Source organism: Corynebacterium axilliensis, from assembly GCF_046097495.1.
Classification (GTDB): domain Bacteria; phylum Actinomycetota; class Actinomycetes; order Mycobacteriales; family Mycobacteriaceae; genus Corynebacterium.
In genome coordinates, this window is the sequence record NZ_CP175768.1 from 2,389,756 (window position 1) to 2,406,719 (window position 16,964).

The following is a 16,964-nucleotide window of genomic DNA, read 5'->3' on the forward strand; positions in this document are numbered from 1 at the left end:
CAATGCTGGACGTCCTGTACGAGTGGCCCGCGGCGGCGCGTGTGTTGCTGCGAGTACCGAAAGAGAAGATCTACCAGCAGGCAAAGGTACCGCCCTCGGTCAAAACCTTGTTTGTGGAGCAGGTGGAGCGCATTGAGTGGAGCTACAAGCTGGCTCCCAAATCCACGAACCTTCCGGCGAGTAAGGCCATTCCAGAATTTCAGGTGTTCACCGTAGCGCTCAAAGAGGATGAGTTAGATTTCAAGGTACTCGCAGCCATCGACGCCGCGGTTTCACAGCCTGTGCTTTTTGAAATTGTTCGTTCGTCAGGGCCTGGCACTCAGACACAGTTGCAGGCCACAATCAAAGTCTATGGGGCCGAGACTGCCAAGCCGCGGTCCTACTTTGGCTCCGAATGGGTGTCCTCGGATATGCCGCGAAGGCAGTTGCCCGTCGCCGTCAGTCTTGATGCCCTTTACACGCAGATTCTGTCCCAGCTCAGTGAGGTTCCTATAAGCCCCGGCGAGACGCCGCAGCAATCAGCAGCGCGGCTAGCCAAGATTGACGTCGTAAGAGCTGACATCGCATCCCTGAACCGACGGATTCGATCGGAGAACCAATTCAAGAAGAAGTTTGAGCTCCGTGTTCAGCTCGACGCGAAGAAAAGCGAATTGAAGTCACTCAAGGAGCGTGCCTAAGGCGCTTTTCGAATCGCTAAAAACTAAGGTAGAGGGCATATTTGTCTCCTACTGAAAGGCCATCTTACCGTGGAAAAGATGCGCATGACCTCGCCTGATTTGGTCGCGGGGAACATTGAGAAGCTTGCTGCTCTCTTCCCCCAAGTTATTACCGAGGCAGCCGACGCTAACGGCCACGTCACTCGTGCCATTGATTTTGATCTGCTGCGCCAGGAGCTCAGCGATCACCTGGTTGAGGGGCCGCAAGAGAGATTCCGATTGGAGTGGCCTGGAAAGCGTGCCGCCACCCTGACTGCGAATGCTCCCATCGCGAAGACGCTGCGCCCCGTTCGTGAGGACTCTGTTAACTTCGACACGACTGAGAACCTTTTCATCGAGGGCGATAATTTGGAAGCTCTCAAGCTTCTACAGGAGTCCTACCTGGGCAAAGTCAAGCTCATCTACATTGACCCTCCGTACAACACCGGCAGTGATTTGATTTATGACGATGATTTTTCCCTTACTCTAAGCGAATACCTTCAAAAATCTGAGCAAATAGATGCGGATGGTGCCCGCTTGAGTGCTAATCGGGAAAGCAATGGCCGCTTTCATTCCGATTGGCTTTCGATGATTTACCCAAGGTTGAAACTTGCTAGGAACCTATTGAAAGAAGATGGAGTGATCTTCGTATCGATTGACGACAATGAGTTTTCAAATATGCGCCGTGTAATGGACGAAGTCTTCGGTGCTACCAACTTTTTCGCGGAACTTGTGGTCGTGCGTTCTGAAGGAGGGGGGCTGGCAAAAAGAGTCGTGAAAGGGCATGATTATTTGTTAGTTTACGCGCGCAATATCGAAAAATTTAAGGGGTTTTCGCGTGCAAAAGATGTAAGAGGAAAGGTGGTCGAGAAGGAGGGAAAAACCTATTGGATAGAAACTGATTGGTTGAGGAAAGAGTTTGGCAAGTATGGAACCCTCCTGTATAGCGAGATTGAAGTAGTCAGAGGTTCTGACTCGAAAAATGAAATCGATGAGAAGATTGCGAGCGGTGAATATGTATTGCTACCGAAAGGAAATGATCATGTAGTTGGTCGTCTTAGAGACCTTGAGAAGGACAGTTCAAAGTTTCATAGTGTGCTGAAACATTTGAATAAGAATTCGAGTTCAGATTTGGCGGCTTTAGATTTAAAAGGAGTTTTTGATCATCCGAAGCCCGTATCTTTGATTGAAGACATTGTCATGGGCGTAACGCGATTCAGCAAAGATGAGCACGACATTATTCTCGACTTTTTTGCGGGATCAGGTACTACTGCCGATGCTGTTTATCGGGCAAATTCCCAGGACAATGGGAATCGCAGATTTATTTGTGTCCAAATTGATCAACCTTTGGATGGTTCGGGTCAGAACAAGGAAACTATCAAGAATGCGGTGGAGCTTACTCGTCAGTTGAATGTCGCTCCGGTCTTATCTGAAGTCACAAAAGAACGTCTTCGCCGCGCAGGTATCGTTGCCCACGAATCCTTAAAGGCCGAAGCTGAGGACAATGGAAGCCCATGGTCTGATTATGGATTCCGGAGTCTGCGTATTGATTCGTCGAACATGAATGATGTGCTTGCTACTCCGGACGAGGTGAGCCAGTCCAACCTGTTTGATTCAGTGAGCAACGTAAAGGCAGACCGCACGGGTGAGGACCTGCTGTTCCAGGTGCTTCTTGATTGGGGTCTGCCGCTGGACGTGGCAATTGAAGTGGAGTTTATAGAAGGACAGGAGTGCTTCGTCGTTGAAGGAGGCGCGCTTATCGCTTGCTTCGAGCCATCAGTGAGTGCGGAAACCGTGCGGGGCATCGCTCAACGCGAGCCGATGCGTGCTGTGTTCCGTGACGAGGGGTTTGCTAGCGACGCCGAGCGCATCAATGCTGAGCAGGTTTTCAAGGAGTTTGCTCCGTCTGCTGATGTGAAGGTGATCTAGATTGAAGCTGCAATTTAAGAAACAGCAATACCAGCTAGATGCTGTCAATTCTGTCGCCGACGCGTTTCTGGGGCAGCCACGCAATGATGGAACTGCTTATCGTATTGATCCTGGTGTTTGGAACGACGGACAAATCCGCATGTCCCAAGGGGATGACATGGGCCTGCGTAATGCGGATATTCTCCTGACACATCAGCAGTTGCTGGAGAACGTGCAGAAAATTCAGCGTCAGGGTGGATTGAAGGAATCGCTGGAGCTCAAGGATTCCATCGCGGCGCCAAATGTGCCCAACCTTGACATTGAGATGGAAACCGGAACCGGCAAGACGTTCGTCTATATCAAGACGATTATGGAACTTAACCGGCGTTTTGGGTGGTCAAAATTCATCATCGTGGTGCCGTCGATCGCTATCCGCGAGGGCGTGAAGAAGACCTTTGAAGTCACTGCGGATCACTTCAAACAAGAGTACGGGACGAGTCCGCGTGCGTTTGTTTATAACTCCAGCCGGCTAAATGAAATCGAGGCCTTCAGCGAAAATACCGGCGTGCAGGTCATGATCATCAATATTCAGGCCTTCAATTCGACGGGGAAGGACAACCGTCGTATCTACGAGGAACTGGATGAGTTCGGCTCCCGCCGGCCTATCGATGTCATTGCAGCTAACCGTCCCATCGTTATCATTGACGAGCCGCAGAAGATGAGCGCTAGAAGGTCGCTGCAGTCGTTGGCAGAGTTTAAGGCCCTGATAATGTTGCGCTACTCCGCCACTCACAAGGACGAGCACACTAAGGTCTATCGCCTCGATGCTGTCGACGCTTATAACCAGCAGCTGGTTAAGCGCATCGGCGTGCGTGGTATCACGGTGAAAGGGCTTGCAGGAACGGAGGCGTACCTTTACGTCGAAAACATTGAGGTGTCGCCCAGTAAGCCGCCATTTGCGCGTGCTGAGATCGAGGTGCAGACCAAGACGGGCATTAAACGCCAGCGAAGGCGCTTGTCAAAGGGTGACAATCTTCATGATCTATCTAACGGAATCGAAGCTTACAAGGGGCTCTTCGTTGTTGATATAGACGCCACCGCAGATGTTGTACGCCTAAGTAATGGTGATGATGTAGTTGCTGGGCAGCTGGCGGACCGCGACGTCACTGAAGAAACCAAACGACGCATTCAGATCCGTGAAGTGGTTAAGGCTCACCTAGACAAGGAACGGGAACTCTACCCGAAAGGCATTAAGGTGCTTTCTTTGTTCTTCATCGATGAGGTCGCGAAGTACCGTGACTATTCCCGCGAGGACACAATGGGTGAGTATGCCCGCGTATTCGAAGAGGAATACACGATGGCTCGTGATGCCCTTTTCGACGAGCTGGAGCTTGCACCAGAGTTTAGTAAATATCTCAAGTACGTTTCTCGCGATGAGGTGCATTCTATTCACCAGGGCTACTTCTCCGTGGACAAGAAGTCCAAGCAGGCTGTGGACGGTAAGATTTCCAAGCGTGGTGATGATAAAGGGCAATCAACAGACTCTGATGCGTACGATCTGATTCTTCGGGATAAGGAGCGATTGTTAAGCCTAGAAGAACCCGTGCGGTTCATCTTTTCCCACTCTGCCTTGCGCGAGGGCTGGGATAACCCCAACGTGTTCACGATGGGCATGCTCAAGAAAAGCGATAACACAGTCTCCCGCCGCCAGGAGATCGGACGTGGCCTACGCCTGTGCGTTAATCAGGAGGGCGACCGCCAAGACGCTGCTTCGGTGATGGGCCGTGTGCATGATATTAACGTGCTTACCGTGGTCACGGATGAGTCCTACACGGAGTTTGTTGACGGTCTGCAAAAGGAAATCGCCGAGTCCCTATCCTTCCGACCACGCAAAGCTAGCGTCGACTACTTCATCGGGCAGTCCATCAGTATCGCTGGCGGTGAGAAAACTAAGGTGACCGAAAAGCAAGCAAAGGTGATGTTTAAATACCTGCTTGTAAATGACTATATCGACGATGACTGGCACGTGACTCAGGCGTTTAAGGAAGCTAGGAGAGAAGGAAGGCATTTAGAGGAGCCTCCGGAGTCTATCCTCGAGGACGAATTGGCAGCCATGCTTCCGCTCGTTGATGCTCTGTATATGAGTGTTCCGAAGCCGCGTGATGACCGGAAAGCGAAGCGTTTGCTGCCCAACGCCAACTTGAAGCGTAAAGAGTTTCAAGAACTGTGGAAGCGAATCAACCACAAGGCTGTCTACACAGTGGACTTCGACTCTACGGAGCTTATAGAGAAGGCTGTTCGGGCTCTCAATAAAGAGCTTCATGTTGCTTCTATGCAATATGTGGTCGAGTCTGGTACTCAAAACTTCCGCTTGAAACAGGACGATCTAGACAAGCGAGAGGGGTTCGGTGATCGCATGTCCGTGCGCCAATCGGAGTCCATCACTGCATCATCCTCAGTGAAGTACGACCTCATCGGTGAGATTGCCGAAAAAACTATGCTGACCCGACGCACGTGCGCAACAATCCTGAAAGGGATCGGAGCTGAGAAGTTTGCCATGTACCGGTTGAATCCGGAGCACTTCATCATGGAAGTATCGCGGATTGTCAATGAACAAAAGGCGACCGAGGTTATAGAGCACCTCACCTACAACATGTTGGATAGTGAATTCGATACCACTATCTTTACCGCCAACCAGACCCGTCAGGAGCTCGGGGAGGATGATAAGAAACTTCAAAAGCACATTTATGACTACGCGGTCACGGATTCACTTACCGAGCGGGCATTCTTGAAAAAGCTTGAGGAACAGGCGGAAGTGGCTGTCTATGCCAAGCTGCCCGGAGGATTCTTTATCCCGACTCCGCTGGGAAACTACAACCCCGACTGGGCAATTGCGTTTACCGAGAATTCTGTCAAGCACGTGTACTTTGTTGCCGAAACCAAGGGCAGTATGTCGAGTCTGCAGCTTAAGGGCGCAGAACTCGGAAAGATTGAGTGCGCGCGCAAGTTCTTCGCCAAGCTCAACTCCGTGGATCATAACGATGTGCGCTATGACGTGGTTTCCACCTATGACGACCTTCTGACAATGGTTACTGCGTAAGCGGTTGTTGCTAGGGGATCAGGGCGCAGTCAAGCGCGGAGCTCGGTGCCTCTGAGCGCCGCTTTGGGCTACCCGATCTCGGTTATCGCGCCGGTTGAAAGGGTAGACAAAGCAAGAAAAGACCGCCTCGAACTCCAAGGAGGAGACGAAGCGGTCTTTTGTTAAGCGTCTAGCGCAGAATTACTTCTTCAGGCCGTCAATGATCTCGTTGAAGGCAGCGACTGGGCGCATGACCTCGGCCAGCTTCTCCTCGTTCGGGGCGTAGTAGCCGCCGAGGTCGACGGGGGAACCCTGGACGTCGAGAAGCGCCTGCTCAATCTCGCCTGCCTTGGCCTCGAGGGCCTCAGCGACCGGCTTGAAGGCCTCGGCCAGCTCGGCGTCGTCAGTCTGCGCAGCCAGCTCCTTGGCCCAGTTGAGGGTCAGGAAGAAGTGGGAACCGCGGTTGTCGTTCTCGCCCACCTTGCGGGACGGGGACTTGCCCTCATCCAGCAGGGTCTCGGTGGCCTTGTCCAACGCGGCGGCCAGCACGCCGGCCTTGGCGTTGCCGTTGGTGTTGTGCTCGTGGCGGAAGGACTCAGCCAGAGCCAGGAACTCACCCAGGGAATCCCAGCGCAGGTGGTTCTCCTCCTGAACCTGCTGGACGTGCTTCGGGGCGGAGCCGCCTGCACCGGTCTCGAACAGGCCGCCACCTGCCATGAGCGGAACCACAGAGAGCATCTTCGCGGAGGTGCCCAGTTCGAGGATGGGGAAGAGGTCGGTGTTGTAGTCACGCAGGACGTTACCGGTGACGGAGATGGTGTCTTCGCCCTTGCGGATGCGCTCGACCGAGGTCTTGGTGGCGGTGACCGGGTCCTCGATAGAGATGTCCAGGCCCTCGGTGTCGTGGTCGGCCAGGTACTTCTTGACCAGCTCGATGAGGTTGGCGTCGTGGCCGCGCTCCGGGTCGAGCCAGAAGATGGTCTTCATGCCGGACAGGCGAGCACGGTTGACAGCCAGCTTGACCCAGTCCTGGATCGGGGCGTCCTTGGTTTGGCAGGCGCGCCAGATGTCACCCTCCTCCACGTCGTGGGAGATGAGGACCTCGCCCTGGGAGTTGCGAACCTCGACGGTGCCGGCTTCCGGCACCTTGAAGGTCTTGTTGTGGGAGCCGTATTCCTCGGCCTTCTGAGCCATGAGGCCGACGTTCGGGACAGTACCCATGGTGGTCGGGTCGAAGGCGCCGTTTTCCTTGCAATCCTCGATAACGGCCTGGTAGACGCCGGCGTAGGAGGAATCCGGGATGACGGCGAGGGTGTCCTGCTCCTCGTCGTTCTTATTCCACATGTGGCCGGAGGTGCGGATCATGGCGGGCATCGAGGCGTCAATAATGACGTCGGAAGGCACGTGCAGGTTGGTGATGCCCTTGTGGGAGTTGACCATGGCGAGGTCGGGGCCGTCGGAAAGCGCGGCATCGAAGGCCGCCTTGATTTCTTCGCCGTTGTCCAGGTTCTTCAGGCCCTCGTAGATAGCGCCCAGGCCGTTCTCGCCGTTGAGGCCGGCAGCCAGCAGCTCCTCGCCGTACTTGTCATACACATCGGCGAAGAAGGCGCGGACGACGTGGCCGAAGAGGATGGGGTCAGAGACCTTCATCATGGTGGCCTTCAGGTGGGTGGAAAACAGCACGCCTTCTTCCTTGGCGCGCTTGACCTGTGCGATGAGGAACTCATCTAGGGCCTTGGCGGACATGAAGGTGCCGTCGATGACCTCACCCTTGAGAACCGGCAGCTTCGGCAGCAGGGTCTGCTCGCCGTCGGCGGTCTTCAGGACGATGGACAGGGTGTCCTCGTTGTCCAGAATGACGGACTTCTCATTGTGGCGGAAGTCGTTGTCCGCCATGGTGGCAACGTTGGTCTTGGAGTCCTTGGACCACTCGCCCATGCGGTGCGGGTGCTTCTTCACAAAGTTCTTCACGGCCTCCGGTGCGCGGCGGTCGGAGTTGCCCTCACGCAGCACCGGGTTAACGGCGGAGCCCTTGACGGAATCGTAGCGGGCAGCGATGTCCTTTTCTTCCTCGGTGGAAGGATTATCCGGGTAATCAGGCAGGTCGTAGCCGGCAGCCTGCAGCTCGGCGATGGCCTTCTTCAGCTGCACCAGGGAAGCGGAAATATTCGGCAGCTTGATGATATTTGCTTCCGGGGTCTTGGCCATCTTGCCCAGCTCCCCTAGGGCGTCTTCGACCTTCTGCTCCTCGGTCAGGCGCTCTGGGAACTGCGCGGCGATGCGGGCGGCCAGCGAGATATCGCGGGTTTCCACGTCGATGCCAGCGGTGGAAGCGAAGGCCTCCACAATGGGCTTGAGGGAGTAGGTCGCCAGCAGCGGCGCCTCATCGGTACGGGTCCACGTAATCTTTGCCATGATTCTCCTAATTAACGTTGGAAAATTGTTCAAGTGCCCAGATTACCGATTTTGTGGGCGGCATGTGGGCCAGTTTGCTGATAGTGATCCCCCATTTGCGCCCCTTGAAAAGGGTTGCGTGGCCGCTGTCACCCATGCGCGGGAGGGGTGGAGATATTCACGAGCCCCCCGCTGCGGGCATGCTGCAGTCGCGCACTGGGTGTACCCTCACACCCCATGAAAATCATCGATGAGCTCAGCCCGCGCAGCGCACACGAACACCGCATTCGCCGCCGTCCGCTGCCGTTGCAAACGGAGATTACCGCCCGCCGCCGCGCCATCGTCATGGTGGCCATGGCCCTGGGCGCGTTTGCCATCGGCACGACGGAGTTTGTGTCCATGGGCCTGCTGCCGCTCATCGCGGATGATTTTGGCATTTCGGAAGAAAACGCCTCCACGCTCATCACCATCTATGCAATGGGCGTGGTGGTCGGCGCCCCGCTGATTGCGGCTTTTACCGGCAAGCTCCCGCGCCGCCGCTTAATCTTGCTGCTCATCGGCTTCCTCGTGGTGGGCAATCTGCTTTCGGTCTTGGCGCCGAACTACGCCATCCTCATGGTGGCGCGCTTTATTGCGGGCATGCCGCACGGCGCTTATTTCTCCGTGGCTAACCTTTCTGCCGCATCCATGGCTCCTCCCGGCGGCCGCGGCAAGGCCATGGCTTATGTGGGCATGGGCCTGGCCATCGCCACGGTGATTGGTGTACCGGCCGCCCAAGCCCTCGGCTCCGCGCTGGGCTGGCAGGCGGCCTACCTGGTGGTCGTGGCCTTGGGCATTGTCACCGCCATTGCGTTGTTCTTCCTGATGCCGCACATGACAGAGATGAAACAGACCGATATCCGCACCGAATTTGGGGCGTTCAAAAACAGCCAGGTGTGGTTCACCGTCATCATGGGCGTGGTCGGCTTTGGCGGCATGTTCTCCGTCTATACCTATATTTCGTGGACCATGACCGAGGTCGCCGGCATGGACCAGAACCTCATCTGGGTGGTGCTTATGGCCTATGGCATCGGCATGACCATCGGCAATGCCTTCGGCGGCTGGCTTGCTGACCGCAATCTGGAGTTTGGCATTATCTTTGCCCTGGCCTGCCTCATCGTTATCCTCACGGCCTTCTACTTCCTCTCCGGCCACGCCATCCCCGCTACCTTGTGCTTTGGCTGCGTAGCGTTTATGGGCTCCACCTTGGTGCCTTCGCTGCAGCTGCGCTTGGTGCATGTGGCTGGCGACGCCCAGACTTTGGCCGCAGCCCTCAACCAGTCCGCGCTGAATATCGCGAATGCGGCCGGTGCGACCATTGGCGGCGCCGTGGTGGGTGCGGGCCTGGGCTACTCCGCCCCGGCGCTGGCGGGTGCCGGCCTGGCGGCTGCGGGTTGCCTGGTGTGGGCTGCAACGATGTGGGATAAAAAGCGTCTTGCTCGCCGCGCCTAGGTATACCGATATGCTGTTGGCATGACCCTTACCATCGCGAGCGTTAACGTCAACGGAATCCGCGCTGCGTGCAAGCAGCGCAATGAAAATAACCCCGGTATGAACGCCTGGCTAGAGGAGACTCCGGCCGAAATCGTGCTCATGCAAGAGGTGCGCGCAACCCCGGAGCAGGCCGAAAAGGCCTTGGCCCCAGCCCTGGAGGCAGGATGGCACTTAGCGCTTGCCGACGCCGCCGTAAAGGGCCGCGCCGGCGTCGGTATCCTGTCTCGCACCCCGTTTGCCGACGTCGAAGTGGGCTTCGGCTCCTTTACCGACGCCGGCCGCTGGATTGCGGCTACCACCCGCGATATTCGCGTCGCCTCCTTGTACTTGCCTTCCGGCGATACCGGTTCGCCGAAGTTGGATGAAAAGTACCGCTTCTTGGACGAGTTCCAGGAAATTCTGGCGAAGAACGCGGCGCGGACGAACTCCGATGGCAGCCCCGCCGACATGGTCATCGGCGGCGACTGGAATATCTGCCACCGCGCCCAGGACCTGAAAAATAATAAGGCCAACGAAAAGAAGGCCGGCCACCTGCCGGAAGAACGCGCCTTCATGGATCACGTCTTTGGCGCGTTCCCGGATGCTGAGCCGCAGGAAAAGAAGAACCTGGGGCAGTGGCAGGGTGTGGTCGAGTACGCCGGCGGCGAGCCGTGGTCCCCGGCCGCAGATCCGCAGTGGTTCGACGTCGCCCGCCGCCTGCACCCAGAAGAAGATGGTCCCTATACCTGGTGGACCTACCGCGGCCAGGCATTTAATAACAACGCCGGGTGGCGCATCGATTACCAGGCGGCCACCCGCCCGATGCTGGAGCGCGCGCAGCGCACCTGGGTGGATAAGGCTCCTACCGTGGAGCAGCGCTGGTCCGACCATTCCCCACTGCTGGTGGAGTACCGCTGATGACGCCACTATTTACCGTCCTGTATGTAGTTGGTATTACGGCCGAGTCCATGACCGCCGCCTTGTCCGCCGGCCGCCAAAAGCTCGATCTATTCGGCGTCACCATGATTGCCTCCATGACGGCGCTGGGCGGCGGCACGGTGCGCGATATGATCCTCGATGACCCTCCCTTTACCTGGGTTGAGCATCCCATTTATTTGGTGATCGTCATCGTGGCGGCCGTGGTGACGGTAGGCATGTCCTTCCTCATGCACTACTTCCGCCACCTCTTCCTGATCTTGGATGCCCTGGGGCTCGCGGTCTTTTCGGTGCTGGGCACCCAAATCGCGGTCCACCTGGGACATGGGTTCATTATTGCCTCGGTGTCTGCAGTGATTTCCGGCGTCTTTGGCGGCGTGCTGCGTGACCTGCTTTCAGATCGCATTCCGCTGGTCTTTTCCGGCGAGTATTATGCCGCCATCTCGCTGTTGGCCGCGGCGCTGTTTATGGTGCTCTACCACGGCGGCTTGGCTGAGGAACCGGCCGCGATTATCACCGCCTCTGTGTGTTTCATCGCCCGCTTGGCTGCGATTTACTTCAAGAAAGGCCTGCCCGTCTTCGAATATCGTGATGCCGAACAGCAGATGGACCCGCGCCTGCGTTTGTCCGCGCGCATCGTGCGCGATGGCGCCCGCAAAGCCAAGCGCAAGGCGGGCGCGGCCACGCGCTATGCCAGCCCCATCACGCGCCCGCTGACTAGGCCTTTAAGTCGCTCGTTTAAGAACAAGACACGAGCTTTTTCTACTGCGGCAGAGGGGGCGGACTACGACGATTTTTCGAGCAACCGCATTGCGCGCCGGCCGAAGCAACAGTGGATTACGCGGCCGAGCGGTCGGCACTCGCCAGGGGCGAGGGGAGTAAACGTGGAGCAGCAGTGGAGCTTTAATAAGGAGGACGTCGGCAAGCGCAAGGCGCCCAAGCACAAGCAGTAGTGCTATTATGGTTAGGTCAAAAAAATCAGTAATCTGCAACGGAGAAAGTTCATGGCTCGCGCAATTATTTCTTTCGTCCTCGGCGCTGTAATCCTCGGCCTGAGCATCTGGTGGTGGACCGTTGTTGGTCCGTCCTTCGCTTTCCTCGGCCCCATCGTGCTCATGGGCGTGGGCGGCGCGCTGATGGTATCCGGTTGGGCCATCCTGATGGACGTGGTCAGCCCGACCTCCCGCAAGCTCTAAAATCCTTGCGCCGCATCCCTTGCCCAATCGGGCAGGGGATTTTTCGATCCCTCGCTCAGGCGGCGCCGGGGAAGGATGTGAACCGTGCGTCGGGGCTAGGGGGTAGGATAAGGCACCATGACTGCAGACAATTCCACCGTTTCCCGTGTCCTGTCCGGTATCCAACCCACCGCTGATTCCTATCACCTGGGTAATTACCTGGGAGCGCTCAAGCAGTGGATTGACCTGCAGGAGAGCTACGAGGCTTTTTATTTCATCCCGGACCTGCATGCCATCACGGTGGAGCAGAACCCGGAGGAGTTGCGCCACCGCACCATCGCGGGCGCCGCGCAGCTTATCGCCCTGGGCATTGACCCGGCGAAGTCCACGCTGTTCGTGCAGTCGCACGTGCCCGCCCACACGGAGCTGACCTGGGTGCTGCAGTGCCTGACTGGTTTCGGCGAGGCCTCCCGCATGACCCAGTTCAAGGATAAGTCCGCCAAGCAGGGCCAAGACCGCACCACCGTGGGCCTGTTTACCTATCCCATGCTCATGGCCGCCGACATCCTCCTGTACTCCCCGGATTACGTGCCGGTGGGCGAGGACCAGCGCCAGCACCTGGAGCTCACCCGTAACTTGGCGGAGCGTTTTAATAACAAGTATGGCGAGGTCTTCCGCGTCCCGGAGGCCTTCATCCCGGAGGGCTCGGCCAAGATCTACGACCTGCAGGAGCCGACCTCCAAGATGTCGAAGTCGGGCGCGAACCCGAAGGGCATTGTCAATCTTCTCGATGCACCGAAGACCTCCGCCAAGCGCATCAAGTCCGCCGTGACCGATGACCTGGGCGTGGTGGCCTTCGACCGGGACAAGCAGCCGGGCGTATCCAACCTACTGGCCATCCAGTCGGCGCTGACGGGTGAGGCTATCGACGCTCTCGTGGACAAGTACGCCGGCCAGGGCTACGGCCACCTCAAGGTCGATACGGCCGAGGCACTCGAGGCGTTTACCACCCCGCTCAAGGCCCGCTACGACGAGCTGATGGAGGACCGCGGAGAGCTCGAGCGCATCCTGGCGCAGGGCGCTGAGCGCGCCACAGAGATTGCCACCCCGCTGGTAGACAAGGTGTACGAGGCCGTGGGCTTCCTCCCAGCACGCCGGGGCTGAGTTGGATAGCATAGTCGGTTAGCATATGAGGGACGCTTAACTGACAACACAAAAGGGGTTTGCCCGTGGCACCATCGACTCGACCCGATGAGAAAAAGACCGACGAATACGGCATCGAGCGCGCCCACGCCGACGAGCCGGGTGCGGTAGACAAGGTCCGTGAGAAGTCCGGCTTTGTCGACCACATCATGAAGATGCTGGACCGCTACGGCAGCCAGGGCGGCAACCAGTTCGCCGCGGGCATCACTTATTTCTCGGTGCTGGCCATCTTCCCCATCTTCATGCTCGTGGTAGCAGTGACGGCCACGGTCCTGGCTAACCGCCCGGACCTCATGGCAGAACTGGAGCAGCAGATTTCGGACTCCGTCTCCGGCGACCTGGGCAACTCCATCACGGAACTGCTCCACACCGCGATTGAGCAGCGCGCCGCCATGTACGGCATCGGTGGCCTGACCACCCTGTGGTCCGGCCTGGGCTGGATGAATAACCTGCGCATCGGTATTTCGGCTATGTGGAACCTGGACCCCAACGACGCCCCGGGCAACTTCTTCACCAAGAAGCTCAGCGACCTGCTGGGGCTTATTGGCCTGCTCGTGGCGATGATCATCGCCTTCGGCGTGACTGCGGCGGGCTCCTCCGGACTGACCCAAAAGATCTTCGAGCAGGTCGGCATCGACTCCTTCCCCGGCATGGATGCAGTCATCGTCCTGGCCGGTATTGTCATCGGCCTCATCGCCAACTTCTTGGTCTTTTGGTGGATGGTGGCCTTCCTGCCGCGCACGAAGGTGCCCACCAAGTCGGGCCTTATCGGTGCCGCTATCGGTGCGGTGGCCTTCGAGCTGATCAAGCAGCTGTCCACCGTCATCATGTCCTCGGCCGCGGGCAACCCGGCCGGCGCGGTCTTCGGTCCGGTCATCGTCCTCATGGTGGTCATGTACCTTATCTGGCGCGTGGTCCTGTACGTCTCCGCGTGGATGGCGACGACCCATGAGTCCCTGGAGCTCCTCGAGCCGCCGGTACCGGATCAGGCGGTTATCCGCGTGCGCACCGAAGTCAAGCAGGGGCCGAACGCCGGCGTCGCGCTAGGTGCGGGCGCTGCCCTCGGCGCCGCTGCAGCCGGCGCGTGGGCGCTGCTGCGCCGCAAGTAGCACCGCACACGAACTCTCTCCCGAGCCCTATCTGTTAAGAAAGGTTCTCCTTTTATGCTGCCCGCTACTCCCGCACCGAACCTGTACGGGTACTTCCTGGTTGATTCTCGCTCCACCTCCCGCGAACTCAGCGTGAAGTTGGCGGCGGCGGACATCCAGCTGGCAAATACCGGCTACCTCCCGGAGGACCAGCGCCGCCAGGAGCTGGACATCGCCTCGAAGATCCTGTGCGAGCCCTCCATGCGCGCGAGCTACGACCAGGAAATCGAGCGTGGCTTCCAGCCCACGTGGGCGCAGCTGGAGCAAGTCGCGGAGACGGGGCGGTGGCCGCAGCAGGCGCCGCAGCCCGGCTACGGTGGCGGCCCGGCTGGAGCTAGCGCGGCCTTCGGGGCGTCGGTCCCGGTGGCGGCGTCGGCGCATCCGGAGCGCGCCAGCGGCGGAGAGCGGGCCACGATGGCCATCCTGGACTTCGTCCTCGCCAGCATCGTGGCCTCGCTCTTCGGCGCCGCGACCACCCCGACTTCCGCCGAAAGCGGGAGCCTGGCTGCATTTGTCATGGCGGTCGTCGTCGTGGCGTACTTCGTTGGCTTCGAGGTTATCCTCGGCGCGACGCCGGGCAAGATGCTCTTCGGGTATACGGTGCGAAACGCCACCACCCACGACAAGCTCACGTGGGGCCAGAGCATCCAGCGCAACTGGTGGCGCGTGGCGGGCCTGGTCCCGGCGGTGGGGCCGCTGATTTCACTCCTGGCCGGGCTCTACCTCATCACCACGATTGGGCCGAACACGCAGCTGCAAGGCAAGCAGGACCGCATGGTCAACGCCGAAGTAGCGAAAAAGTAGCTACCGCCACAACCAGGAGAGCCACCAGCGCGGTAATGAGCCAGCCGGCCCAGCTCTGTACGGAATCGAGTGACGAGGAGGCGTCGGCAGGCGCGGCCGCGGCATTCGGAGCAGTACTGGGAGCGGGCGCTGCTGACGTCGGGGTGACAGAATCCGACTGGGCGCTGAAGTCCGCGAGCTCACCCACGCCGTCGCCCGGGTCTACGTCACTGGCCTCCCGCAGGAGCATCTGCGCCTGCTCCCACGCGCGGAAGCCGTGCTCCACGGTGGTGTCCAGAATGACCGCCTGGAGGCGGCGCCCATCGTGGTCAATCGCGCCCACGAACGTGTGGTGTGCGTCTTCCGTGTAGCCGGTCTTTCCACCGATCCCCTCCGGATCGTTGAGGTACAGGCCATTGTCGTTCCACAGCTCGTAGCCGGGAAGATCCTTCCATCCGGGGAAATCCACGTGCTCGGTATCGACAATCCGCGCGAAGGTCTCGTTGGAAAATGCCGCGCGGTAAATGAGCGAGATGTCCGCGGCGGACGTCGACATGCCGGCGGCATCGAGGCCGTGGTAGCTCGCCGCCACGGTGGAGCGCGTGCCCAGCTTCTTCGCCAACTCGTTGACCTTCTTCAGCGCGACCTCGTCCCCGCCCAGTGCCTGGGCCAGCGCGTGGGCGGCATCGTTGCCGGAGGCCATGAGCAGGCCTTCGAGGAGCTGCTCGACAGTGTAGGTGCCATCGGGGCCGATGCCGACGGCGGAGCCTTCCACGGAGGCGTCGTCCAGCGTGGCGGTGATGCGGCGGTCCAGGGGTAGCTCGTCGATGGCCACGAGCGCCAGCAGCGCCTTGATGATGGAGGCCGGGCGGTAGCGCCCGTTGGGGTCCTTCATCGCGATGATTTCACCGGTATCGATGTCACTGACCATCCACGCCGAGGCCACGACGTCCTTGTTGACGTTGAACCCCCGGGGCACGCTCACCCCGCACGGTGCGCCCTCCACCGCGGGCAGGGGAGTGGGGGTCTCCTGACCAGGTGCCAGGCGCTCCGACGTTGTGACGGGTTCAGCCGGCACGAGCGAGTGTGGGCAGGAGTCCGTATCGGGGGCTTCGGTGCGGATGGCGGAAGACTCTTCGGACTCCTCCGCCAGCGCAACGGGCGGGCAGGTTAAGGCAAGTGCGGCCAGGAGGGCCGGAACACGGGTGAGACAGCGGTGCATAACGTGCTTCATCCTAGACCGCGCCCTAGTATGAACCCCATGCATGACGCACCTTTAATTAGCCCTGAAAACAAAGATTCCGGTGCCGAGATCTTCGCCGGACTGCCCAAGGTGGCGCTGCTCTCGCCGTTGCCTGCCGACGCCGCGACTGCCGACGCCCTCCGCGAGGCCACCCGCGCGCACGTGGAGGCGCTGGTGAACGACCACGTGGTGTACGCCGAGCTGCGCCTGACTGTCGACGCCTTCCCCTTCCCGCCCGCCGAGGCCATCGCCGCGGCTGTGCAGGGCATGGACGTCGAGGGTATCGATGCCCGCCTCATCGTGACCGGCGAACTGAGCGAGCCGGCTGTCGGCGTGGCGGCGCGCAACGCGGGCGAGGTGGCGGCCGCGGAGAAGCTTCGCGGCGAGTTCGTGCCGTGGGAGGCGGATGTGGCGTCCTTCGAGGAGGCCGTTACCGCCGTGCAGGCGGGGGCCACCCGCCTGGTTCACGCGACTGACTTGGTGGATGACTTCGGCGCTGACCTCGACGGCATCCGCCCCGGGAAGGCCTCGGCCTGGGTGCGCGACCGCCGCATCCCCCTGGTCTTCGCCCCGCTGGCGGAGCTGCCGGATGAGTTGAGCGATCACCCCCTGCCGCTGCTGCAGCAGCTGGGTTTTACGTGCGTGGTGGCCGGCGAGGTGCTCAGCGACGTCTTCGTCGCGCTCAGCGAGACCTTTGGCTACGGGCTGGAGGAATTCTTCGATCTGACCATCAAGGCCATCGAGAACTCCTTTGCTAGCGAGGAGGACCGCCAGCGCCTCATCGAGGAGCAGATCCTGCCCGCCTACGAGGAGCTCGCGGACCCTGAGTTTGCCGAAGATGCAGACGCGGAGGATCTCGAGGACTCCGACCCCACAGAGTCCTAAGCG

The 16,964-nt window shown here is 59.3% G+C and carries 13 protein-coding genes; 11 read left to right on the forward strand and 2 right to left on the reverse strand.

The window, feature by feature from the left end; translation table 11 throughout:
* The first annotated feature begins 2 nt into the window (after positions 1-2).
* The 3 genes from ACKFR8_RS11510 (at position 3) to ACKFR8_RS11520 (ending at position 5,703) form a co-directional block, all read left to right on the forward strand.
* Positions 3-677: a DUF4391 domain-containing protein gene (locus ACKFR8_RS11510; RefSeq protein WP_408930138.1), complete on the forward strand. Its 675-nt coding sequence runs from the start codon at positions 3-5 to the stop codon at positions 675-677.
* Between the two features lie 78 nt (positions 678-755).
* The gene (locus ACKFR8_RS11515; protein ID WP_408931016.1) at positions 756-2,624 is read left to right on the forward strand and encodes a site-specific DNA-methyltransferase; all 1,869 of its coding nucleotides are present in this window, start codon (positions 756-758) and stop codon (positions 2,622-2,624) included.
* Position 2,625: 1 nt separating this feature from the next.
* Positions 2,626-5,703, forward strand: coding sequence for a type III restriction-modification system endonuclease (locus ACKFR8_RS11520; RefSeq protein ID WP_408930139.1), 3,078 nt, complete (start codon positions 2,626-2,628; stop codon positions 5,701-5,703).
* A gap of 180 nt (positions 5,704-5,883) precedes the next feature.
* Here the strand turns inward: ACKFR8_RS11520 and ACKFR8_RS11525 are convergent, their stop codons facing one another.
* The gene (locus tag ACKFR8_RS11525) at positions 5,884-8,097 is read right to left on the reverse strand and encodes an NADP-dependent isocitrate dehydrogenase (protein ID WP_408930140.1); all 2,214 of its coding nucleotides are present in this window, start codon (positions 8,095-8,097) and stop codon (positions 5,884-5,886) included.
* A gap of 216 nt (positions 8,098-8,313) precedes the next feature.
* On the opposite strand from ACKFR8_RS11525, the gene ACKFR8_RS11530 reads away from it, so the two are divergent.
* The 7 genes from ACKFR8_RS11530 (at position 8,314) to ACKFR8_RS11560 (ending at position 14,854) form a co-directional block, all read left to right on the forward strand.
* Entirely contained in the window at positions 8,314-9,567 is a 1,254-nt protein-coding gene (locus ACKFR8_RS11530) for an MFS transporter (RefSeq protein WP_269954150.1), read from the forward strand.
* 21 nt (positions 9,568-9,588) lie between these two features.
* On the forward strand, positions 9,589-10,506 hold the full coding sequence (locus ACKFR8_RS11535; RefSeq protein ID WP_408930141.1) for an exodeoxyribonuclease III: 918 nt from the start codon (positions 9,589-9,591) through the stop codon (positions 10,504-10,506).
* The gene (locus tag ACKFR8_RS11540; protein WP_408930142.1) at positions 10,506-11,477 is read left to right on the forward strand and encodes a trimeric intracellular cation channel family protein; all 972 of its coding nucleotides are present in this window, start codon (positions 10,506-10,508) and stop codon (positions 11,475-11,477) included. The genes ACKFR8_RS11535 and ACKFR8_RS11540 overlap by 1 nt, the downstream gene beginning before the upstream one ends.
* A gap of 51 nt (positions 11,478-11,528) precedes the next feature.
* Complete coding sequence (locus ACKFR8_RS11545; RefSeq protein WP_005322618.1) at positions 11,529-11,720, forward strand: hypothetical protein; 192 nt, start codon at positions 11,529-11,531, stop codon at positions 11,718-11,720.
* 117 nt (positions 11,721-11,837) lie between these two features.
* Positions 11,838-12,863 (forward strand): tryptophan--tRNA ligase, encoded by a 1,026-nt coding sequence (gene trpS / locus ACKFR8_RS11550; RefSeq protein WP_408930143.1) that lies wholly within the window; start codon positions 11,838-11,840, stop codon positions 12,861-12,863.
* Between the two features lie 65 nt (positions 12,864-12,928).
* Positions 12,929-14,011, forward strand: a complete 1,083-nt coding sequence (locus ACKFR8_RS11555) for a YhjD/YihY/BrkB family envelope integrity protein (protein ID WP_408930144.1) — start codon at positions 12,929-12,931, stop codon at positions 14,009-14,011.
* Between the two features lie 54 nt (positions 14,012-14,065).
* Positions 14,066-14,854, forward strand: coding sequence for an RDD family protein (locus tag ACKFR8_RS11560; RefSeq protein ID WP_408930145.1), 789 nt, complete (start codon positions 14,066-14,068; stop codon positions 14,852-14,854).
* On the opposite strand, the gene ACKFR8_RS11565 is transcribed toward ACKFR8_RS11560, so the two are convergent.
* Entirely contained in the window at positions 14,829-16,055 is a 1,227-nt protein-coding gene (locus ACKFR8_RS11565) for a D-alanyl-D-alanine carboxypeptidase family protein (RefSeq protein WP_296133471.1), read from the reverse strand. The two genes, ACKFR8_RS11560 and ACKFR8_RS11565, sit on opposite strands and share 26 nt — an antisense overlap.
* A gap of 39 nt (positions 16,056-16,094) precedes the next feature.
* Between ACKFR8_RS11565 and ACKFR8_RS11570 the strand changes: the two genes are divergently transcribed.
* Positions 16,095-16,961, forward strand: coding sequence for an adenosine deaminase (locus ACKFR8_RS11570; RefSeq protein WP_296133469.1), 867 nt, complete (start codon positions 16,095-16,097; stop codon positions 16,959-16,961).
* Positions 16,962-16,964 lie beyond the last annotated feature (3 nt).